This is a genomic window from Pedobacter africanus (assembly GCF_900176535.1).
In the GTDB taxonomy this organism is placed as follows: Bacteria; Bacteroidota; Bacteroidia; order Sphingobacteriales; family Sphingobacteriaceae; genus Pedobacter; species Pedobacter africanus.
The window spans coordinates 240,742-261,446 of the sequence record NZ_FWXT01000004.1; the positions used below are offsets into that span (position 1 = coordinate 240,742).

Below are 20,705 nucleotides of genomic sequence, written 5' to 3' on the forward strand. Positions count from 1 at the left end.
TAAGGATGAAAACGAATAATTTTTATAAATCGGTTGTTCTGGCAACAGGCATCGCATCTGTTGCCCTCATTTCGGGCTGTAAGAAAGATTTTTTGAAACCGGACCCGCTCTCCTTCTATGAGCCGGAAATTACATTTTCGAACCGCGCAGGGCTGGAAGCTACCACTGCCATGCTGGACAGGCACCTGCGTACTTACTGGAGCCATTTAACAACAAGGGATATTTCTGTGCCCATTAGTACGGAATATATGCTTTCAGATGTGGCTGTATCTGGTAAAACAGATGACGGTAATATTTTTGCCGATGTAGCTACACGCCTTACCCCAACGGATGGTATGTTTGACAACGATGTGAACATGATCTCCTTTTTTTGGGGGGAAACCTATAATGGTATAAAATACGCCAATACGATTACCAGTTTTATTGACAATGTACCGGGGCTGGACCAGGCCACAAAACAGGAGTTCCTGGGCCGTGCTTATTTTCACAGGTCATTCCGCTACATGGCACTCTGCTTTCAGTTTAAGGACGTGCCCCTGGTGACCAAAATATTAAAGCTGCCCAAACAGAACTATAAGACCAGCAGCAGGGAAGCCATCCTGGAAATGATCACTGCCGATATGGAAAAGGCAGTAGCATGGGTACCTGAACAGTCAAAAATGGCTTATATCGGGATGATCAATAAGGGTGCCTGCCGTCAGCTGCTGCTGAAATGTTACCTTGCTACGGGTAAGTGGGACAAGGCGATAGCCCAGGCAGATACGCTCATTAACCAATCGGGTTATGCTTTGATGAACGGAGAGTTCGGTACATTCGACAATCCTTCACCGGTGGCCTGGCCGGTAACAAGAAATGTGATCTGGGATTTGCACCGGCCGGTAAACAAGGCAATTGCTGCCAATAAGGAAACCATTCTGGTACTGCCCAACCGAGAGGGAACAGATGCCACCATCAGGTACAAATCTATGCGCAACTGGGGGCCGATGTGGAACCAGAATGCCCTGAAGTCGCCCAGTGGAAAAGTGCTGTTGTCGGTAGCCCGGACAGATCCCAAATACCGGGCCGATTACGATATCAATGGCACCGTGGGAAGAGGGCTGGGCATGATCCGGCCCACACATTTTGCCCAGTTCGGCCTTTGGTTTGTTAACGGGGTAAACGACGCCACCGATCTGCGCCACAACAGTACAGTAGGAAACTGGGCGCGTATGGAAATGTTGAAATATAATGATCCTGCCGATGCTAATTTCGGACAAAACCTGAGGCTGTATAATGGCTCAACGCTTTTGTGTACAGATACCATTCGCAGCTGGTTTAACTGGCCGCACTATAAAATATTTATTGAAGACCCTGTGTTCCTGGCCACGCCTACCTCTAACCGAAATGATGGCGGGGCTGCCGACTGGTATTGCTATCGCCTGGCAGAAACGTACTTGCTGCGCGCTGAAGCACAATTTTATAAAGGAAATATTGCTGCTGCAACAGAAGATGTGAACGTAGTAAGAAGAAGGGCTCGCTGCAGTCAGCTTTACACCAATGTAAACATTGGCGATATTGTGAATGAGCGCGCCCGCGAATTGTACCTGGAAGAATGGAGGCACATGGAACTGAGCAGGATCTCGTACAGCCTGGCCTTGAGCGGAAAAGCTGATGAATGGGGCAATACCTACAATGTAAATACTTTAGCTGATAACAGCTACTGGTATCAGCGCATTCAGCATTACAACGACTATTACAACAAAAACAAGGTTAGTGTAAGGAACAGGAACTATACCATCACACCCTATAACATCTACTGGCCTATCCCTCAGAATGCCATCAACGCCAACCTTTATGGCAAGCTACGCCAAAATCAGGGCTACAACGGCTACGACGCAGGTACGGAGCGGTGGACCAGGTGGCAGGATGCGGTAGCTGATGAAGACATCAATTAAACTTTCAATATTCAAAACAACACACTATGTCAAAAAAACTATTTTTATCGCTGTTCGCCTTATTTGCTTATCAGCTATTGTTTGCCCAGAAGGGGACGCTAACCGGTTTTTCAAAAGGATCAACACCGGAAGAGATCGGTAAGCGGCTGTCCTATCATTTTGTAAACAGCAGGCACGACCTGTATGCCGGCAGGTATATGCATTATGCGGGGGTATGCACCTGGAATGGTGCCCTGGATTATGCTTTGAAAACACAGGACCAAAAGCTGATCAAGCTTTTGCAAGATAAGTTTGAGCCTTTTTTTACTTATGAAAAAGCGCTGCTGCCACCCATGAACCATGTGGATTACAACATGTTTGGGAGCCTTGCACTTAAACTTTACCAGATCACAAAAGATGAGCGGTATAAGAAAATAGGACTTGCCTATGCCGATACGCAATGGGAATTACCAGGGAATGCAAATGCGGCAGAGAAGGCCTGGGCAGATAAAGGTTTCTCCTGGCAGACCCGCCTATGGATTGACGATATGTATATGATCACCGTAGTGCAGAACGAGGCGTACAAAGTAACCGGCGACCGCAAATATATCGATAGGGCGGCAAAGGAAATGGTGCTTTATCTGAATGAACTGCAGCGGCCGAACGGTTTATTCTATCATGCCCCGGATGTTCCTTATTATTGGGGACGGGGGGATGGCTGGATGGCAGTGGGTATGCCTGATCTGCTGCGCATATTGCCTAAGGATCATCAAGACCGCCCACGCATCATGGAGGGTTACCTGAAGATGATGAAAAGCCTGAAAGATTATCAAAGGCCGTCTGGCATGTGGAACCAACTGATTGACCAGCCTGATTTGTGGGTCGAAACCTCGGGAACGGCCATGTTTACCTACGGATTTATTGTTGGCCTGCAGGAGGGCTGGCTTGATGCCGCAACATACGCTCCGGCAGCCAGAAAGGCCTGGCTGGCCATGGTTCCATACGTAGACGCGCGTAACAATGTAACCGAAGTTTGTATTGGTACGGGTAAAAAGAACGATAAACAGCACTACCAAGACCGTCCCCGCAATGCAGGAGACCTTCACGGGCAGGCGCCTTATCTTTGGTGTGCTGCTGCACTTTCCGGAAAATAGCCGTACTTTACTGATCTTTATGAAGCAGACCTTCCAGATGTTGTTATTTTCAGTTTTCCTGTCCCTGGCATCTGTAGGTGCCGGGGCCCAGGAAAAAACGGTGATTCAGATGGCCGATCCTGCCATTTTTTACTACGATGGTACTTATTACCTTTACGGAACTGGGGACAATGAGGCGCAAAAAGGATTTAAGGTCTATACTTCAAAAGACAAAATAAACTGGGATGATGCCGGTATGGCGCTAAAAAAAGAGGATGTGTTTGGTTTGTCCCGTTTCTGGGCACCACAGGTTTTTAGGTACCAGAACAAATTTTATATGGCTTATGCCGCGGATGAACAGATTGCCATTGCCGAAAGTGATCATCCTAAGGGCCCCTTTACCCAAAAAGTAAAGCAGGCGATCAAGGCCCCCGTCAGGATGATCGACCCTTTTGTCTTTTTTGACTCAGGTAAAATTTACCTGTACCATGTGAGGCTCGACAAGGGCAACCGCATTTACGTTACCGAAATGAGCAGTGACCTTTTATCGTTGAAGGAAGAAACAACCCGGGCCTGCATTCATGCCAGCGAGCCCTGGGAAAATACCAGCGCTGCGCAGTGGACGGTAACTGAGGGGCCATCTGTTTTGAAAAAGGGGAAAGTTTATTATCTGGTATATGCTGCAAATGACTTCCGGAACCCGGATTATGCTGTTGGTTATGCGGTGAGCAGCCATCCCTACGGGCCCTGGAAGAAATATAAGGGGAACCCTATTCTGAGTAAATGGCAAACGGGAGAGAATGGTTCCGGGCATGGCGATTTTTTTGAAGATGCCCAGGGAAAACTGAATTATGTTTTTCATACGCACGAGTCCAATACCAAAGCCAATGGAAAAAGGAGGACCGCTATAGTTTTGATGGGATTTTTGGAAGGGAACAGGCAAACGGGAAAACTGCGCCCTTATCAGGATACATTTCGGTTTTTAATGCGTGAAGCTAAATAAATCAGTAGATCATGAGGCTGCTAAGGGCATCTGTGGTGGATTTTATGATGTGTTAAAGTGGATATGCGGTTTCAGTTTTGATCTCAGACATCACAAAGAAGCTCTGCACTGTACCAATATTGCTGAGCTGGGCCAGTTTACTTCTTAAAAAGTTATGGTACGCATCCATATCGGTGATCACAATCCGGAGGATAAAGTCGAAGGCCCCGGTCATGTGATAGCATTCCATTACTTCCGGAAACTTTACCACCTCTTTTTCAAAGCCGCTTAATGCCTGATCGGTGTGCTCTTTGAGCTGTACCTGTGAATAGGCAATCAGGCTCTTCCCAATCTTCTTACTGTCCAGAATGGCTACTGATCTTTTGATGTAACCTTCTGATTTTAATCGCCTTACTCTTTCGTGTATCGTGGCGGTTGATTTATTGAGTTCCAGCGCCAGTTGTTTGTTGCTCAGCAAGGCGTCCTGCTGCAAAAGCCTTAAAATACCAATGTCTGTTTTGTCGAGATCTGCCGTATTCATTCTCAGTTAATTAGGTGAAAGTGTCAGTGTTACACTGTGACTTCGAAATTAATTAAAAAAGGCAGTTAAAAAATGTATTTTCCGTAAAAAGAGTAATTTTTTAAATATTTTTCCAGAAAATAATCGGAAATAAACGATATCCATTGATCTGAAATCCATTTCTTCTGACCTTGCCCAAAATGAGACAATTAAAGATAGAGCAGTCCATTACCAACCGGGACTCGGACTCCATAGAAAAATACTTGTATGATATTGCAAGGATCGACCTGCTGAGTGTTGAAGAAGAGATTGTGCTTGCCCAAAAGATCAGGAAGGGCGACCAGTCTGCACTGGACCGTCTGGTAAAGGCCAACTTGCGCTTTGTGGTATCTGTGGCCAAGAAATACCAGAACCAGGGTATCCGCTTGTCTGACCTGATTGCTGAGGGAAACCTGGGTTTAATTAAAGCTGCCCAGCGCTTTGATGAGACCAAAGGCTTCAAGTTCATTTCGTTCGCGGTGTGGTGGATCCGTCAGAGCATCATGATTGCGATTGCCGAACAGAAACGCATGGTGCGCCTTCCTGCAAACCAGATAGGAGGGATCATGCGGATCAATAAGGCCATGGGAGAACTGGAGCAAAAACTGGAAAGGGTGCCAAGCCTGGAAGAGGTCTGTGAATTTATTGAACTACCGGAAGAAAAAGCGATCGATTACATGAACCATGCTCCCATGACAACTTCTTTGGATGCAGTGATCGCAGAAGAATCCGGATTTACATTGGCGGAGACCCTGGAAGATGGCAATATCGAAAAGACAGATACCGGCGTGCTGCAAAATTCGGTTTCTGTAGATGTAAAGCGCCTGATGAAAAAGCTGCCGGAACGCGAAAAGGAGATCCTGTCTATGTTTTACGGTTTAGGTGGTTATACACCCATAGGACTCGATGAAATTGGCGGTAAAATGAACCTGGGAAAGGAACGTGTAAGGCAGATTAAGGATAAAGCACTGAAAACACTGCGTGCAGAAAAGCCAAAAGCTTATTTGATGGAATACATTTGATTATATTTACGGTATGGACAAATCTCTGTACCTGGACCATCTTAACCTGTTGCCGATTCCCGGCGAAGCATTTTTTTATCCTGATTTTTTTAAGGAAGCAGAAAGCAATACTTATTTCAGCTTTCTCAGCAGCATTGTAAAACGGGAAGCCAAACTGTCAATGTTTTTTGAGCAGGCCGGCGAGCCCTGGCCCGATCAGCTGCTGCAGATCAGGGACAATATAGCAAGGGCTTTTGAGGTGGAGTTCAATACCTGTCAGCTGAATTACTACCGTGATGGTAAAGATAGCATGGACTGGCACCGTGATAACCAGAAGGAGCTGGGCAGGTACCCTTTTATTGCTTCCGTAAGCTTTGGTGCCCCCAGGATATTTCAGTTCCGGCATTATACGGAAAAAATACCCATTATATCAGTTGACCTGACCCATGGTAGTCTGCTCATCATGAAAGCAGAAACCCAGCACCTCTGGGAGCACAGGCTCCCTAAAACTATTGTACCTGCAGGTCCGCGCATTAACCTTACCTTCAGGTTAATTGTTAAATAGCAGTATTGTTGGTTTTAAGTCAGAAAACCAGATATAGTTTCCGGACTTGGGTTTATGTGTTATTTTTGTTAACACCGTTAACTTAAATGTATGGCCTATGGGAATCGCAGAACGAAAAATCAGACAGAAAGAAGAATTCAGGGCAAGTATTCTTGAAGCCGCCTGGCTTCAGGTGTTGACGGACGGTTGGCAATCGCTTTCGATCCGCAAAATTGCAGATGCCATCGAATACAGCATACCCGTAATTTACAATCATTTCGAAAACAAGGAAGCCATTTTATTGGAATTTACAAAAGAAGGCTTTCAAAAGCTGGCAGATGCATTGCTGGAAGTGAAGCAGCAGCATACGGATCCCTCTGTACAGCTGGAAGCCATTGCCAATGCTTACTGGGATTTTGCTTTTGATCACAAAGAATATTATCAGCTGATGTTTGGGCTTGGGATTCCGGCATGCGACCGGGTAAACCAGATTGTTGAAATGAAACAAATGACTACCGTGATGATCTCTACCATTCAGGAGGCCATTGCCCTGAGTGCCCATAAAGAAGCTGATGTATTTTTGAAATACCATACTTACTTCTCCATTTTACATGGACTGGTATCCATACAAATGATAGAGAAAGACGGGAAACCGGGAGCGGAGCACCGCAGGATTTTACAGGATGCCGTGTCGGGCTTTATCAAATCACTGACCAGCTAATCAATTGCTATTTTTTATTATATTTAATTTACCTGGAACAAATTTATGAGAAGACTATTCAACACCAATTTTAACCACGAAGGCATACACTTTATGCTGCTTGTTTTACGTGTAGGTATTGCCTCTTTTATGATGGTACACGGCTATCAGAAATTGGGCTGGCTTACCGCAGGCGGCGAAATACAATTTGGCGACCCTATAGGCATTGGTGCCCCGGCATCATTGGTACTGACGGTATTTGCCGAGTTTTTCTGTTCTGTTCTTATTTTATTGGGTTTAGGAACAAGATTGGCAGTGATTCCATTGATCATAACGATGCTGGTTGCGGTGTTTATTGTCCACTCGCCTGATGGTTTCGACAAAAAAGAACTGGGACTGCATTATTTGCTGGTATACCTGTTTTTATGGGTTGCCGGAAGCGGAAAATATAGTGTTGATCAGCTGATCAGTAAAAGCTTAAATAGCCGTAAGCGCTAAACGGGCATTAAATTTGATAGGTTCTTGTTATGAAGAAAATATTTTTGTTGTGCCTTACGGCCATTGTGATTCAGAGTTGTGGTTTAAACAGGCAAACGCAACAAATTAAAGCCCTTGAAAAGTGTACTTACCGGATTACTTCGGCCGATCAGATTACCCTTGGCGGGGCCGATGTGAAGAAGATGATTGGCAACGGGGATGTGAACCTGGGTAGTTTGCCTGCCCTTGCATTAGGGTTGCTGAGAAAAGATGTGCCTTTGAGGGCGCGTTTAAATCTTGAGGTTAAAAACCCGACGGGTACCGATGCTGCTATCAACGAATTCGAATATAAAATATTGATCAACCGGCAGGAACTGGCAACGGGCTTTGTAAATCAGGCTTTAAACGTTGCCGCCGGTCAGGCTTCTACCGTACCCGTAGATATGGAAGTGAACGTTTACCCTTTTATTTCCAACAGCAAGGTAATGGGCGAGATCAGTGATTTCCTGAAAAGCAGCAAAGGCGGGCCTGAAAAGAAGGGGATATTGACCTTAAAAATCAGACCGAGCATTAAAGTAGGGAATTCTTTGGTGAAATATCCTGGCTTCATTACCATCGATAAGGAAGTAAGCAGTAAAATTCTCCTATAAAAACTGTCGTATTTTGACAGTATTGTTACGCGCTAATTATTTATTTGAAAAACAGATTGATGTTTTTTAGTTAATTTCGAAACATCGGGGTAGATAAAAGCCCTCGTAAAATCTGTATATGAAGTTTCGCTTATACCTGCTTGTTGTAACAGCAGTTGTACCTTTTATGGCTAAGGCCCAGCTCATGCAGCAATTGAATGCTGCTGAAATTAAAGAAGGCCTGGAGGCATTAAATGTTACCGGTAGTGTACTGTATGTTGCTGCACACCCCGACGACGAAAATACCCGTTTACTGGGTTATCTGGCCAAGGAAAAGAAAGTAAGGACGGGTTATTTGTCGCTGACAAGAGGAGATGGCGGACAAAACCTGATTGGAAATGAGCAGGCCGAGCTGCTTGGCCTGATCCGGACCCAGGAACTGCTTGCCGCCCGCAGAACGGATGGTGCAGAACAGTTTTTTACCAGGGCCAACGATTTTGGTTTTTCGAAGAACCCGGAAGAGAGCTTTAAGATCTGGGATAAGCAGAAGGTCCTTGCCGATGTGGTTTGGGTAATTCGCAAGTTTCAGCCCGACGTGATCATTACCCGCTTTCCTGAAGATGGAAGGGCGGGGCATGGGCACCATTCGGGTTCTGCCATACTGGCCCGTGAAGCCTTTACAGCGGCGGCCGATCCGAAGCAGTTTCCGGAGCAGCTTGCATTTGTAAAGCCATGGCAGGCCAGGCGAATCGTCTGGAATACCTTTAATTTTGGTGGGAACAATACCACTTCCGATGATCAGCTCAAGATCGATGTAGGTTTGTACAATCCCTTGCTGGGCAAAAGCTATGGCGAGATCGCTGCCGAAAGCAGGTCGAACCACAGGAGCCAGGGCTTTGGTGCTGCCAGACAGCGCGGTTCCTCTATAGAGTTTTTTACACCTGTGGCCGGCGAAAAAGCCAGCAGGGATATCTTTGAAGGTATAGATTTTTCTTTAAACAGGATGGCCGGCAGTGCTGCGGTACAGCAATTGCTGAATGAAATCAATACCGGATACAATGCTGCTGATCCTTCACAATCGGTTGCCAAGCTTTTAAAACTAAGGGAACTGGTAAAGGGTAAGCCTTTTAAACATGAGCTGTTGGATGATCTGATACTGGCCTGTGCCGGGATCTGGTTTGAAAGCGCTGCTGCAAACCCTTCTTATGCTTTAAATGAGCCTGTAAATGTAAAAGTACAGGGTATTGCCAGGGTAAAGGATGGCTTTCCTTTAGGCATTAGCCTGGAAGAAAGCAATACAGGTGCAAAATTTGAACTGGTGCCCAATAAATTCATATCGCAGGACAAGTCCCTTTCTACAAATAATGCGAAGCTTACCCAGCCTTACTGGTTGGAAAAACCACATCCCCTGGGCACTTTTGTGGTAGATTCCCTTTCCAAAATCGGCCTTGCCGAAAACGGTCCGGGCTTGAGCGCCGTGTTTAAAATTAGGATCGGGGACCAGGTGATGATCAAAAAACGCCCGGTAGTGTACAAGTATACGGATCAGGTGAGGGGCGAGGTTTACCAGCCGCTGGTGATTGCCCCGCCGGTTACTGCAACGCTGGCCGAAAAGGCATTTATTTTTAATGGCAATATGCCTAAAAAGATAACGGTCCAGCTGAAGGGCTTTAAAGAAAATGCTGCCGGATCGGTAATTCCCCAGCTGCCTTCGGGCTGGAAGGTTAGTCCGGAAAAAGCCGATTTTACACTGTCCAGAAAAGGAGAGGAGCAGCTGCTGGAGTTTACGGTTACGCCGGGAGGAAATACCGCCGGTGGCAGCCTGAGCCTGAATGTTAATGTTGATGGGGCAACCTATAAAAAGGGTTTACGCGTGATTGATTATGAGCATATCCCATTACAAACCCTTTTTCCTTTTGCTGAGGCGAGGGTAGATAAGGTGGATCTGAAGCTGGCAGGGAAACGGATTGGTTACATTACAGGTGCGGGTGATCTGGTGCCTGAAGCCTTAAAGCAGGTAGGTTATGAGGTGCTGAACCTTAATGAAAATCAGGTGATCAATACCGATCTTTCTGCTTTTGATGCCATAGTTACCGGGGTAAGGCTGTACAATGTGAACGACCAGATCAGGAGCATGCAGCCTAAGCTGATGAAGTATGTGGAGAACGGCGGAACATTGCTGGTTCAATACAATGTGAACAGCCCTTTAAAAATAGAAAATCTTGGGCCATACCCTTTCCGCTTGTCGCGGGACAGGGTTACAGAAGAGGACGCAAAGGTGGATATTTTAAAACCGGATAACCCGGTATTTAACTATCCGAATAAACTGACTGCAAAGGATTTTGAGGGCTGGATACAGGAACGCGGATTGTATTTTGTAACCGATGCCGATCCTAAATATACTGCTGTTTTGAGCATGAATGATGCCGGGGAAAGTGCTAAGACTGGTTCGCTGATCATTGCAGATTATGGTAAGGGCCGTTTTGTATATACCGGACTCTCGTTCTTCCGGCAGCTGCCGGCGGGCGTACCGGGGGCATACAGGCTGTTTGTAAACCTGATATCAGGCAAAAAATAACATGACAGAAGAGGAGCCAACAGACAAAGAAGCGCAGGAATTGCCGCCCTTCGTTAAAACATGGAGACAGTTTTACCGCCTGCTGATTGGCTGGCTGGTGTTCCTGATCTTAATTTTTTATGCCTTTACAAAGTATTTCGAATGAGTGTTTTAGACTGGTCGGTACTAACCCTTACCCTGGTGGTCATTGTCGTATACGGCATTTATAAAAGTCGCGGTGCCCATAACATTCAGGGCTACCTGCTGGGCAACCAGTCACTGCCCTGGTACCATGTATGCCTGTCGGTAATGGCTACCCAGGCCAGCGCAATTACTTTTCTATCTGCACCGGGGCTGGCCTATTCCTCGGGCATGAGCTTTGTACAGTTTTATTTCGGCCTGCCTTTGGCCATGATCGTGTTGTGCATCACCTTTGTGCCTATATTCCATCGTTTAAAGGTATACACCGCTTATGAATACCTGGAGCAGCGATTTGATTTGAAAACAAGGGCGCTGACGGCATTTTTATTTTTAGTGCAAAGGGGGCTTTCTACCGGGATTACCATTTATGCGCCATCCATTATTTTATCGACCATTTTAAACATCAATACCACCTATACTACGCTTTTTATGGGTGGGTTGGTGGTGTTTTACACGGTTTACGGAGGTACTAAGGCGGTTTCTTATACCCAAATGCTGCAAATGAGCATCATCTTTTGCGGTTTGTTTGCTGCCGGTGTAATGGTGGTATACTTGCTGCCCGCCGACATCGGTTTCAGCAAAGCCATTAGTATTGCTGGTAAAATGGGTCGCACCAATGCCATAGATTTTAAGCTGGACCTGAACAACCAGTATACGGTGTGGACAGGGCTGATAGGTGGCTTCTTTTTACAGCTGTCTTATTTTGGCACCGATCAGAGCCAGGTAGGCCGGTATTTATCGGGCGCCTCTGTGAGCGAAAGCCGCCTGGGCCTGCTGATGAACGGCCTGGTTAAAATACCGATGCAGTTCCTGATCTTGCTGATCGGTGTGCTGGTCTTTACTTTTTATCAGTATAACCGTCCGCCCATTTTTTTCAACAGCTTTGAACTGAATAAACTGGAAAAAAGCAGTTATGCCCCTGAGCTGAACAGGATTAAGGCCGATTATAAGCAGGCCTTTGACAATAAACAGGCCGAAGTAAACAAAATGAACGCTGCATTGGATGCGGACAACAAACAGCTTATTGACATGCAGCGGATTGCCCTGCAGGCTGCCGATGAAAAGGAAAAGTCGATCAGAAAAGAGGTGACGGACCTGATGCTCAAGAACGATGAACATGCCAACATCAAGGACAACAATTATATCTTTTTAAGTTTTGTGACCGAATACCTGCCCAAGGGTTTGATCGGTTTGCTGATCGCCATTATTTTCCTGGCTTCTATGGGTTCTACCGCCAGTGCTTTAAATTCACTGGCTTCTACTACGGTAATAGACATATATAAGCGCCTGATCAGGAAAGATGCATCTGATCACGAATACCTGCAGGTGTCGCGACTGGCAACAGTGTTCTGGGGGCTGATCTGTATTGTGATGGCTTTGTATGCCAGTAAGATTGGCAATTTGCTGGAAGCGGTGAACATACTGGGTTCTTATGTTTACGGAACCATTCTGGGGATTTTCCTGGTGGCGTTTTATGTAAAACAGGTTAATGGAAGGGCGGTGTTTATAGCAGCACTGATTACAGAGGCTATAGTAGTAGTGATGGGAAGAATGGAGCTTGTAGCTTATTTGTGGCTGAATGTGATTGGCTGTTTGCTGGTGGTGATCATCTCGCTGATTATTCAGCAGTTCTTGGGCTTTAAAGGCTTGTTACATAAAAAAGCCTGATATTGTTCACCTCGCCAAATCGTTTCTGAAGGAGAAACGATTTGCATGTCGGCTCACAACACCAGGTTTTTTCTGGGCAGGGGGGGCTTTATTTCTTGGCCTGGCTCATCAGCTCAGTGTGTAAGCGGATGTATTCCGGATTCTTAATTTCTGTTGCAATCTGCAGCCCTTCAGTAGCAGTTTTAAGTGCTCCCGCTTTATCGCCGGTTTTTAACTGAAGACGTCCTTTTAACAATTTGATCCATGGTGCTTTGGTATTCCCTGCATCGGCAGCAGTAGCCCATTCCAATGCCTGTTTTGCATCTTTATTGTTTGCGTAGTAATATTGGGCAGCCTGGAAATAAGGTTTTTTCTCGCCTTTCATAGCCTGATCAATACTGGCCATTACCGTTGCATCTACCTCGGTGGTCATGTCTACACTCAATGCGGTATTTTCCCACATCAGTTGTAATTGTGCAGAAGAGGTCTGTACGTTTGCAAATTGTATGGTAAAGGTTTCTACTTTTTCTTTTATCTTGGTTGCCTTAACTTTTATTCTTAGTACATCATCTGCCTCTTTGTACTCGTAAGCTCCCCATTGTTTTGCGCCTTTGTTAAAGATCACGGTCCATTCGTTCTCCCCAGGGATAGTAAACAGTCCGTAATCGCCGGCGGCCAGTTCTTTGCCCCCAACTTTTACAGGCTCAGTAAAGCTGATGACAGTTGCTGAGTTTGCTCCTGTACGCCATACACTTCCGTAAGGTTCCAGTCCGCCAAAAATTTTGCGGCCTTTAACATTCGGGCGTGAATAGCTAAGTGTGATTTTACCTAAGCCAAATTCCTGGGTGATGGTTTGGCTGCTGCTGGCCTGGGGCATTTTGATGCCTTGGGCCTGAAGATCAGTGTTCAATGCTACTGCTAAAGCCAGTACGAACATTGCTTTAAATGTTGTTTTCATCAGTTTGATTTTTGTTTTTTTAATTGTTGATGAGCTATCATCAGTCTGGTGATTTGTTGTTGCAAACCTAAACTCATGATGGTTCATTGGACTGTAAGTTTTGTGGATACTAAATTACGCTTATGATTCCTTATTCTATATTAAATGTGACATCTTCCTGTTATTTGACGAATAAATTAGAAAATCGTCTTAAATTAGCCTGCATGGTTAATCTAAGTCATATGTTCTTCGGCAATACAGGCCCAAAGCATACATTCTCTGCGTCTTGTTTATTTCTGGTATTGTTTATCCAGGTAACGGTAGTTGGTGCCCAGGAAGTTGAAAAAGGTGTGTCCAGAAAACTGGCCCTATACAGAAAATCGGTTTTGAGCAAGGTAAATTACGCGCTTGAACTGGATATCCCGAAAGAAAAGGCAAAGGAGATCATGGCGCGGGAGACCGTAACATTTGACCTGGCTGAAAACAAGCAGCCCTTGCAGCTGGATTTTAAGGAGGATAAAGCGAAACTGCTGAAATTGCATGTCAATGGCCGTGCGATGCCGGTGGTACACAGTAATGAACATATTGTGGTTGATGCTGAGCATTTAAAACAGGGTACCAACCGGATTGGCCTGGAATTTCAGGCAGGTGAATCGGCATTGAACAGGAACGCGGATTACCTCTATGCCTTGTTTGTGCCCGACAGGGCCAGGACCGTGTTCCCTTGTTTTGATCAGCCTGATATCAAAGCTACCTACGATTTGACCCTTAAAGTGGCGGCCGACTGGAAAGCTATGGCCAATGCCCCGGTGAAAGCGGTTACTGAGCTGGGCGGTCGCAAAACCTACCAGTTTGAGACTTCCGATACCCTGAGCACCTATCTTTTCTCTTTTGTAGCCGGAAACTTTAAGGAAACAAATGGTATGGTAAGTAGCATGAAGACTGATTTTTTATACCGGGAGACAGACAGTGCAAAGATAAAATACAGTATGAACGATATTTTTAAGATTCATACAGATGCGTTGAAATATTTTGAGCAATGGACAACCATACCTTATCCTTTTAAAAAATTTGGCTTTGCGGCCATTCCTGATTTTCAGTTTGGCGGTATGGAACATGTTGGGGTGGTGCACTATAAAGCCTCTTCGCTGTTTTTAGATGGGACAGCCACAAAAGACCAGTTGAATTCGAGAAACAACCTGATTGCCCATGAAACGGCACACATGTGGTTTGGCGATCTGGTGACCATGGACTGGTTTAGCGATGTATGGATGAAGGAAGTATTTGCCAATTTTATGGCCGATAAAAGTACAGCAGGAAATACAGGAAAGGATGCCTTTGACCTTAAATTCCTGGTTGACCATGTGCCTGCTGCTTATGGGGTAGACCGCACGCAAGGGGCGAATCCCATCCGCCAGGACCTGGATAACCTGAAAGATGCCGGGACTTTGTATGGCAATATCATTTACCATAAGGCGCCCATTATGATGCAGCAGCTGGAGCGTTTAATGGGGAAAGATAAGTTTCAGCAGGGCGTAAGGGAATACCTGAAAAAGTTTGCGAACAGCAATGCTTCCTGGCCAGACCTGATCAGCATTCTGGATAAATATGCTGATGCCGACCTGCAGCAATGGAATAAAGTATGGGTAAATGAGAGCGGCAGGCCTGTGATTGATTACCACATTGAAAAAAAAGGAGATAAGATCGAAAAGTTTATGGTTAAACAACGCCCTGAATATGGGCAGGACAGGATATGGCCACAGCTTTTTGAACTGACCTTATATTATGCAGGCAGGAGTAAAGAAGTGACCGTTAATTTAAATGCAGGGGAGGTTGAGGTAAAAGCCTTACAGGGCATGGCTGTTCCTGATTTTGTATTGTTCAATTCATCCGGACAAGGCTATGGGGTATGGCCGGTTGACCGGGCCATGTTTAACCGCCTGCAGGGCATGGACAAAGCGCTGCACCGGGCATCGGCCTATGTTTCACTTTATGAAAACATGCTGAACGGCAGGTCCGTAAAACCCCTGGAACTGCTGGACCTTTTAGCAGGCTGTATCAGTAAGGAAAAAGAGGAACTGAACCTGAAACTGATTACCGGTTATATAGGGACAATTTACTGGGAGTTTATTTCCGGGCAGGAGCGTACCGGTATTTATAAATTGCTGGAGGAAAAAATATGGAAGGCTATGCTTGCACAGCAACAGCCGAACCATAGGAAATTGCTTTTTAAGACGTACCAGGATGTGTTTCTGAGTAAACAGGCCATGGATAAGCTGTATGCGGTCTGGAAAAAGCAGGAAGCCCCGCAAAACGTCAAACTTTCTGAAGATGACTATACTTCGCTTGCTTTTGCGCTTGCACTCAGGGAAGGACATGAGCCCGGTATCCTGAAAGCACAGCTGGGGCGCATCAGCAATGCAGACCGGAAAACACGCTTTGAATTTATCATGCCTGCGGTATCTTCAGATCTGGCGGAAAGAGATGCGTTTTTTGCCCGGCTGGAGCAACGGAGCAACAGAAGCAAGGAGGCGAATGTGAGTACAGCATTGTATTACCTGCATCACCCATTAAGGCAGCAGACTTCGCTGAAGTACCTGCAAAAGAGCCTGGACCTTCTGGAAGAGATCCAGGCTACAGGAGATATCTTTTTTCCTCAGAACTGGCTGCAGCCTATTCTTGGCTATTACCAGGACAAGCAAGCTGCAGAAATTGTGAACGGGTTTTTAACTGCACATCCTGATTATAATTCTAAACTGAAGGCCAAGCTGCTGCAGGCAGCGGATAACCTGTTCAGGGCAAGGAAACTATTGAATGGGCTGTAAGGGCAGGTCTTTATAAGTAATTTTTAGCTGCTGGACAGTATTGTTCCGGGTGATGCTCATTTTCGAAGGATAGCGCTCTGCGTTGTATTCATAGCTGAAACTGAGCTGATCTGCCCCTGTGCCAGACCTGAGGTAAGAAAGGATATTGTTTGGGGCAGATGGGAGAAACCAATGCTCAGATTCGAGCGCAAATAACCAGTTGTTGCTGATGTGCGTAGCGATTCCTTTGTGATCATCGAAGGTGTATTTTACAGTGCTGGTCTGGTCCGGGTAATTCAGTATAGAAACATCGCTCAGATTTCCTGAAGAATGGTAGGTCATACTGTGTAATTTCACAGGATTATTGGTGCTGCTATGATATTTTATTTCAGCAGGCAGATTATTGCTATTGTATTGAAACGTATAATCTCCCTGGGGAATATAACCATCCAATACATGGTCATAATTGAACAAAACTGCCCTTTTTATGCTTTGTGCATTGTCTTTTTCATAAAATACAGTACGGTACAAAGTTCCGTTCTTAAACTTTTCCAGCTTTGAGGGCTTTTGATCCGTGGTATAGGAGATCAGTGTTTTGTTCCCGTTATTCTCCTCTATGGCGGTAAGTAAATTTGAATTTTCTTTGTATTTCAGGTTGATGATTAACCCATCGGTTTCCAGCTTTACCGGGACGTATGCTTTTTCTGGTTCTTTTTGTGGAGGGTCCTCTGTTTTCCGGACTTTGTTTTTTTTACAGGCGATGATCAGTAAGAGCATAAAAATAGCTGAGAGACGTAAACATTGTTTTAAAGTGTTCATTGTTCAGTGGTTTTATGAAAAAATCAGTTAACTATTGTAAAGCTAGACATGTTCATCGTTATTATAAACAAAAATTTCTTTAAAAATTAATTTATATTTCTTTGAAGGAAAATATATAATTCTGTAGTTTTTTGCAGCGTTCTAGGAATGATTACAAAAAAAGCATGACCTGCTTTAAAAAATGTGAATTTTATGATCGATTTTTCCATTGAAAAGCAGTTTTTTTAAATAGATAAGGCTTACTTTTACAGCAGAATTCTTTTAGCACATAACGTTTATTAAAATGGACGATTTTTTAGCTGCCCGCCTCCAGATGGCCTTTTCCTTAGGCTTTCACATTGTTTTTGCTTGTATAGGTATGGTAATGCCTTTTTTTATGACAGTAGCGCATTTTTACTGGCTAAAAACCAGGAAGGTAGTTTACCGCGACGTAACCAAGGCCTGGAGTAAAGGAGTGGCTATTTTTTTTGCCACGGGAGCAGTGTCGGGCACGGTATTGTCGTTCGAACTCGGCCTGCTCTGGCCCAAATTTATGGAGCACGCCGGACCGATATTTGGAATGCCGTTTTCTTTAGAGGGGACGGCATTTTTTATTGAAGCGATAGCCCTTGGCTTTTACCTTTACGGTTGGAATAAGCTCAATCCCTGGTTTCACTGGGTAACGGGTGTGGTAGTTGGGATCAGTGGTCTGGCATCGGGTATTTTGGTGGTTGCAGCCAATGCCTGGATGAACAGTCCGGCCGGCTTTGATTATATCGACGGGCAGTACCTGAATATAGATCCGGTAAAAGCGATGTTTAATGAAGCCTGGTTTTCGCAATCGCTGCACATGTGTGTGGCTGCATTTGTGTCTACAGGTTTTGCTGTTGCAGGGGTTCATGCCCTCATGATCTTAAAGGGCAAAAACATTATATTTCACAGTAAGGCTTTTAAGATAGCTGCTGTATTTGCAACTGTAGCGGCCTGCTTACAGCCCATAAGTGGTGATATTTCTGCAAAGGACGTGGCAAAAAGACAGCCTGAAAAGCTGGCGGCTATGGAGGCCCATTTTCATACCGAGCGGAATGCTCCCCTGATCATTGGCGGTATACCTGATACGGCAGCCCGTAAAGTAGATTATGCCATCAGGATTCCCGGTTTGTTGAGCCTTATGGCCACCGGTGATTTTAATGGAGAGGTAAAAGGCTTGGACCAGGTGCCTCAAGATGAACAGCCCCCGGTTGCTGTTACCCATTACGCCTTCCAGATTATGGTGGGGCTGGGAATGGCCATGGTATTGCTGGCCATTTTATATTTCATCGCCTTGTGGAAGCAAAAGCATTGGCTGAACAGCAAATGGTTGCTGAAGTTGTTTGTTGTAGCCACTCCAATGGGTTTTATAGCGCTGGAGGCCGGTTGGACGGTAACTGAGGTTGGACGACAGCCCTGGATCATCAGGGGGGTGATGCGAACGGCAGATGCGGTTACCCCGATGCCGGGCATAGCGTATTCTTTTTATTTGTTTACTGCTGTTTACATTTCCCTTTCAATTATTGTAAGCCTGTTGCTCCACCGGCAGATCAGTATGGTGGGTAAACTATACGATTCAACTTCAGATCAATCTAAAAGCTAGTTTATGATATACGTAGTTATTGTTTTTCTATGGACAGCCATTTTGTTGTATATTCTGCTTGGCGGAGCCGATTTTGGTGCGGGTATTATAGAGTTGATGACGGCCAAAACCAATAAGGCCAAAACACGGAAAACCATGTATAAGGCCATCGGTCCTATATGGGAGGCCAACCACATGTGGCTGATCATTGCCATTGTAATTTTGTTTGTGGGCTTCCCTAAAATATATACCACCATTTCTGTTTACCTGCACATTCCATTGGTTTGTATGCTGCTGGGGATCATTGCCAGGGGGACGGCATTTGTATTCAGGAATTATGATGCGGTGAAAGACGACATGCAAAAGATCTATACCCCCATATTTGTGTATTCGAGCTTAATTACACCATTTTTTCTTGGGATTATTGCCGCCAGTTCTGTATCCGGACAAATAGACCCGGAGGCGGGGGATTTTCTATCAGCTTATGTTTTTAGCTGGCTAAACTGGTTTTCGGTAGCGGTGGGCGTTTTTACGGTCAGTATTTGTGGCTTCCTTGCCACGATCTTTATTATCGGGCAAACCGACAATGACGGGGACAGGCAGCATTTTATTGGAAAAGCCACCAGAACTATTTTTATTGTAATGTTTTGCGGTGCCCTGGTTTTTCTGGCAGCCTATATGGAACATATACCTTTGGCCTCATGGATTTTTGGAGATGCACCCGGGCTTATTGCCATCATCGCTGCGAGTATTTCATTGGTCATTATGTTTTTCGCTTTAAAAAGAAATAAGCCAATCTTATTGCGTTTATTGGCAGGGTTCCAGGTGACGATGATCCTTTTTGCTGCCACCTATACCCATTTTCCTGATATTGTATTGTTAAAAAACGGCGGAAACCTCTCTTTGCTTACCCATCAGGGCCAGTTTAAAGCCATAGAATCATTGGGGTATGCCCTGCTGATCGGTAGTTTGTTTATTTTGCCGGCCCTGGTTTACCTGATCTATATCTTTCAGAAAAGAAAAGAAGAGCCTGCCGGGCACTGATTTTCGGATATGGTTTGTAACAAAAGTAGATACGAATAGTTAAAAGCATAGATTTTGTGCTTAATTCGTAGGCTTTTTATAGTGCGGGTTAAATTATGGGCTGATTGTGTCATTCCAGATTAAACCTAAGTACTTTTAAGAAGTCTTAACCTTAAATGTTGCAAAAAAAGATACCAGATATGAAACAAGGATTGATCAGGCCGATATTAAATACGCTACTGCTTAGCTGCTTTTGCCTTGCTGCAAATGCACAGAAAGTGACCGAACTGCAGGAGGTGAGCATCCAGGCCCCACATACAGTTAAAATTGACGGAAAGAATTTCGAGTGGACAGCGTCCGATTTCTCTGTTAACAAGCGGACAAACATTTCCTATATTCTGAGTAACGACGATAAGAACCTTTACCTGGTGATCAAATCGACAGATGTACTCAACAACAATAAAATCATGGCGGGGGGGATTACCTTTTCAGTAAACCCGGACGGTAAGAAAAAAGAAAAAGAGAGTATTACATTGACTTATCCGATCATTCACAGGTCGGCTATGCGAGGCGGGCCCGGTGGTGGAGGAAGAGCGCAGTTCAGGGCTATGGGAATGGCAATGGGGGCCGGTGGCGGGCAACCAAACACCAAGCTGAGAGATTCTATAATGGCCTCCATGCAAAAAACTCAGCTTGGCCAGGCAAAGGAGATTAAAATAAGAGGTTTTAAAAATACCACGGATACCCTGGTTTCTATTTATAACGAATTTGGCATCAAAGCATTTGCGAATATCGAAAAAGACAATTCCTTCTTTTATGAAGTAGCCATCCCTTTGGAAGCTTTAGGCATTTCTACAGAAGCACCCAAGGAATTTGCTTATAACATTAAAATCAATGGTTTGCAGATGAATGGTTTTGATGGCGGCGGCGGTGGCCGTGGCGGCTTTGAAGGCGGTGGCGGCGGCGGAACTGTTGTTGTCACTGGTGGCGGTGGCGGTGGCGGAGGCGGCGGTCGAGGCGGATTTGGTGGCGGCGGCGGTGGTGGTCGCGGTGGATTTGGTGGTGGAGGTTTCAATTTCCAGGAACTGATGAGCCCGACGGACTTCTGGGGAAAATATACTTTAAGCAAAAAATAATCTCAAATACAATAGACAGTTGTTGCCGGCAGGGACTCATACGCTTTAACAC

At 45.2% G+C, this 20,705-nt stretch carries 18 protein-coding genes; 15 read left to right on the plus strand and 3 right to left on the minus strand.

Annotated elements, in window-relative coordinates; all coding sequences use genetic code 11:
- The first annotated feature begins 5 nt into the window (after positions 1-5).
- Genes B9A91_RS20820 through B9A91_RS20830 form a run of 3 tightly spaced genes read left to right on the plus strand, consistent with a single transcriptional unit; the run spans position 6 to position 4,049 of the window.
- Complete coding sequence (locus tag B9A91_RS20820) at positions 6-1,934, plus strand: RagB/SusD family nutrient uptake outer membrane protein (protein WP_084240973.1); 1,929 nt, start codon at positions 6-8, stop codon at positions 1,932-1,934.
- A gap of 26 nt (positions 1,935-1,960) precedes the next feature.
- Positions 1,961-3,067 carry a glycoside hydrolase family 88/105 protein gene (locus B9A91_RS20825; protein ID WP_084240975.1) on the plus strand — a complete coding sequence of 369 codons (1,107 nt, stop codon included), beginning with the start codon at positions 1,961-1,963 and terminating at the stop codon, positions 3,065-3,067.
- Positions 3,003-4,049, plus strand: a complete 1,047-nt coding sequence (locus B9A91_RS20830; protein ID WP_235012630.1) for a glycoside hydrolase family 43 protein — start codon at positions 3,003-3,005, stop codon at positions 4,047-4,049. The genes B9A91_RS20825 and B9A91_RS20830 overlap by 65 nt, the downstream gene beginning before the upstream one ends.
- 52 nt (positions 4,050-4,101) lie before the next feature.
- On the opposite strand, the gene B9A91_RS20835 is transcribed toward B9A91_RS20830, so the two are convergent.
- Positions 4,102-4,569, minus strand: coding sequence for an Lrp/AsnC family transcriptional regulator (locus B9A91_RS20835; protein ID WP_084240978.1), 468 nt, complete (start codon positions 4,567-4,569; stop codon positions 4,102-4,104).
- A 179-nt stretch (positions 4,570-4,748) separates the two neighbouring features.
- Here B9A91_RS20835 and B9A91_RS20840 point away from each other — a divergent pair, with 179 nt between their 5' ends.
- The 8 genes from B9A91_RS20840 to B9A91_RS20870 all read left to right on the plus strand — a co-directional run bounded on the left by B9A91_RS20840 (position 4,749) and on the right by B9A91_RS20870 (position 12,364).
- Positions 4,749-5,609 carry a sigma-70 family RNA polymerase sigma factor gene (locus B9A91_RS20840; protein ID WP_084240980.1) on the plus strand — a complete coding sequence of 287 codons (861 nt, stop codon included), beginning with the start codon at positions 4,749-4,751 and terminating at the stop codon, positions 5,607-5,609.
- Between the two features lie 13 nt (positions 5,610-5,622).
- A complete protein-coding gene (locus B9A91_RS20845; RefSeq protein ID WP_084240982.1) occupies positions 5,623-6,153 on the plus strand; it encodes an alpha-ketoglutarate-dependent dioxygenase AlkB family protein in 531 nt (176 codons plus the stop codon).
- 97 nt (positions 6,154-6,250) lie between these two features.
- Positions 6,251-6,853: a TetR/AcrR family transcriptional regulator gene (locus tag B9A91_RS20850; RefSeq protein ID WP_084240983.1), complete on the plus strand. Its 603-nt coding sequence runs from the start codon at positions 6,251-6,253 to the stop codon at positions 6,851-6,853.
- Positions 6,854-6,898: 45 nt separating this feature from the next.
- Positions 6,899-7,330 carry a DoxX family protein gene (locus tag B9A91_RS20855; RefSeq protein WP_084240985.1) on the plus strand — a complete coding sequence of 144 codons (432 nt, stop codon included), beginning with the start codon at positions 6,899-6,901 and terminating at the stop codon, positions 7,328-7,330.
- 29 nt (positions 7,331-7,359) lie between these two features.
- On the plus strand, positions 7,360-7,959 hold the full coding sequence (locus B9A91_RS20860) for an LEA/WHy family protein (protein WP_084240987.1): 600 nt from the start codon (positions 7,360-7,362) through the stop codon (positions 7,957-7,959).
- Positions 7,960-8,077: 118 nt separating this feature from the next.
- Entirely contained in the window at positions 8,078-10,516 is a 2,439-nt protein-coding gene (locus tag B9A91_RS20865) for a PIG-L family deacetylase (RefSeq protein WP_084240989.1), read from the plus strand.
- Between the two features lies 1 nt (position 10,517).
- The gene (locus B9A91_RS24290) at positions 10,518-10,661 is read left to right on the plus strand and encodes a hypothetical protein (RefSeq protein ID WP_200815704.1); all 144 of its coding nucleotides are present in this window, start codon (positions 10,518-10,520) and stop codon (positions 10,659-10,661) included.
- The gene (locus B9A91_RS20870) at positions 10,658-12,364 is read left to right on the plus strand and encodes a sodium:solute symporter family protein (protein WP_084240991.1); all 1,707 of its coding nucleotides are present in this window, start codon (positions 10,658-10,660) and stop codon (positions 12,362-12,364) included. The genes B9A91_RS24290 and B9A91_RS20870 overlap by 4 nt, the downstream gene beginning before the upstream one ends.
- 88 nt (positions 12,365-12,452) lie before the next feature.
- Here B9A91_RS20870 and B9A91_RS20875 read toward each other — a convergent pair whose 3' ends face one another.
- On the minus strand, positions 12,453-13,301 hold the full coding sequence (locus tag B9A91_RS20875) for a DUF2911 domain-containing protein (protein ID WP_084241224.1): 849 nt from the start codon (positions 13,299-13,301) through the stop codon (positions 12,453-12,455).
- A gap of 203 nt (positions 13,302-13,504) precedes the next feature.
- Here B9A91_RS20875 and B9A91_RS20880 point away from each other — a divergent pair, with 203 nt between their 5' ends.
- A complete protein-coding gene (locus B9A91_RS20880) occupies positions 13,505-16,105 on the plus strand; it encodes a M1 family metallopeptidase (RefSeq protein ID WP_235012631.1) in 2,601 nt (866 codons plus the stop codon).
- Here the strand turns inward: B9A91_RS20880 and B9A91_RS20885 are convergent.
- On the minus strand, positions 16,088-16,903 hold the full coding sequence (locus B9A91_RS20885; protein WP_144009013.1) for a hypothetical protein: 816 nt from the start codon (positions 16,901-16,903) through the stop codon (positions 16,088-16,090). The two genes, B9A91_RS20880 and B9A91_RS20885, sit on opposite strands and share 18 nt — an antisense overlap.
- 283 nt (positions 16,904-17,186) lie before the next feature.
- On the opposite strand from B9A91_RS20885, the gene B9A91_RS20890 reads away from it, so the two are divergent.
- The 3 genes from B9A91_RS20890 to B9A91_RS20900 all read left to right on the plus strand — a co-directional run bounded on the left by B9A91_RS20890 (position 17,187) and on the right by B9A91_RS20900 (position 20,653).
- Positions 17,187-18,515 carry a cytochrome ubiquinol oxidase subunit I gene (locus B9A91_RS20890; protein WP_084240996.1) on the plus strand — a complete coding sequence of 443 codons (1,329 nt, stop codon included), beginning with the start codon at positions 17,187-17,189 and terminating at the stop codon, positions 18,513-18,515.
- Between the two features lie 3 nt (positions 18,516-18,518).
- Positions 18,519-19,538, plus strand: coding sequence for a cytochrome d ubiquinol oxidase subunit II (locus B9A91_RS20895; RefSeq protein ID WP_084240998.1), 1,020 nt, complete (start codon positions 18,519-18,521; stop codon positions 19,536-19,538).
- Between the two features lie 179 nt (positions 19,539-19,717).
- Complete coding sequence (locus B9A91_RS20900; RefSeq protein ID WP_084241225.1) at positions 19,718-20,653, plus strand: hypothetical protein; 936 nt, start codon at positions 19,718-19,720, stop codon at positions 20,651-20,653.
- The last annotated feature ends 52 nt before the right edge of the window (positions 20,654-20,705 follow it).

Coding starts and splice junctions, on each gene's coding strand:
- B9A91_RS20820 (WP_084240973.1), top strand. CDS start 6: ATGAAAACGAATAATTTTTATAAATCGGTTGTTCTGGCAACAGGCATC.
- B9A91_RS20825 (WP_084240975.1), top strand. CDS start 1,961: ATGTCAAAAAAACTATTTTTATCGCTGTTCGCCTTATTTGCTTATCAG.
- B9A91_RS20830 (WP_235012630.1), top strand. CDS start 3,003: ATGCAGGAGACCTTCACGGGCAGGCGCCTTATCTTTGGTGTGCTGCTG.
- B9A91_RS20835 (WP_084240978.1), bottom strand. CDS start 4,569: ATGAATACGGCAGATCTCGACAAAACAGACATTGGTATTTTAAGGCTT.
- B9A91_RS20840 (WP_084240980.1), top strand. CDS start 4,749: ATGAGACAATTAAAGATAGAGCAGTCCATTACCAACCGGGACTCGGAC.
- B9A91_RS20845 (WP_084240982.1), top strand. CDS start 5,623: ATGGACAAATCTCTGTACCTGGACCATCTTAACCTGTTGCCGATTCCC.
- B9A91_RS20850 (WP_084240983.1), top strand. CDS start 6,251: ATGGGAATCGCAGAACGAAAAATCAGACAGAAAGAAGAATTCAGGGCA.
- B9A91_RS20855 (WP_084240985.1), top strand. CDS start 6,899: ATGAGAAGACTATTCAACACCAATTTTAACCACGAAGGCATACACTTT.
- B9A91_RS20860 (WP_084240987.1), top strand. CDS start 7,360: ATGAAGAAAATATTTTTGTTGTGCCTTACGGCCATTGTGATTCAGAGT.
- B9A91_RS20865 (WP_084240989.1), top strand. CDS start 8,078: ATGAAGTTTCGCTTATACCTGCTTGTTGTAACAGCAGTTGTACCTTTT.
- B9A91_RS24290 (WP_200815704.1), top strand. CDS start 10,518: ATGACAGAAGAGGAGCCAACAGACAAAGAAGCGCAGGAATTGCCGCCC.
- B9A91_RS20870 (WP_084240991.1), top strand. CDS start 10,658: ATGAGTGTTTTAGACTGGTCGGTACTAACCCTTACCCTGGTGGTCATT.
- B9A91_RS20875 (WP_084241224.1), bottom strand. CDS start 13,301: ATGAAAACAACATTTAAAGCAATGTTCGTACTGGCTTTAGCAGTAGCA.
- B9A91_RS20880 (WP_235012631.1), top strand. CDS start 13,505: ATGGTTAATCTAAGTCATATGTTCTTCGGCAATACAGGCCCAAAGCAT.
- B9A91_RS20885 (WP_144009013.1), bottom strand. CDS start 16,903: ATGAACACTTTAAAACAATGTTTACGTCTCTCAGCTATTTTTATGCTC.
- B9A91_RS20890 (WP_084240996.1), top strand. CDS start 17,187: ATGGACGATTTTTTAGCTGCCCGCCTCCAGATGGCCTTTTCCTTAGGC.
- B9A91_RS20895 (WP_084240998.1), top strand. CDS start 18,519: ATGATATACGTAGTTATTGTTTTTCTATGGACAGCCATTTTGTTGTAT.
- B9A91_RS20900 (WP_084241225.1), top strand. CDS start 19,718: ATGAAACAAGGATTGATCAGGCCGATATTAAATACGCTACTGCTTAGC.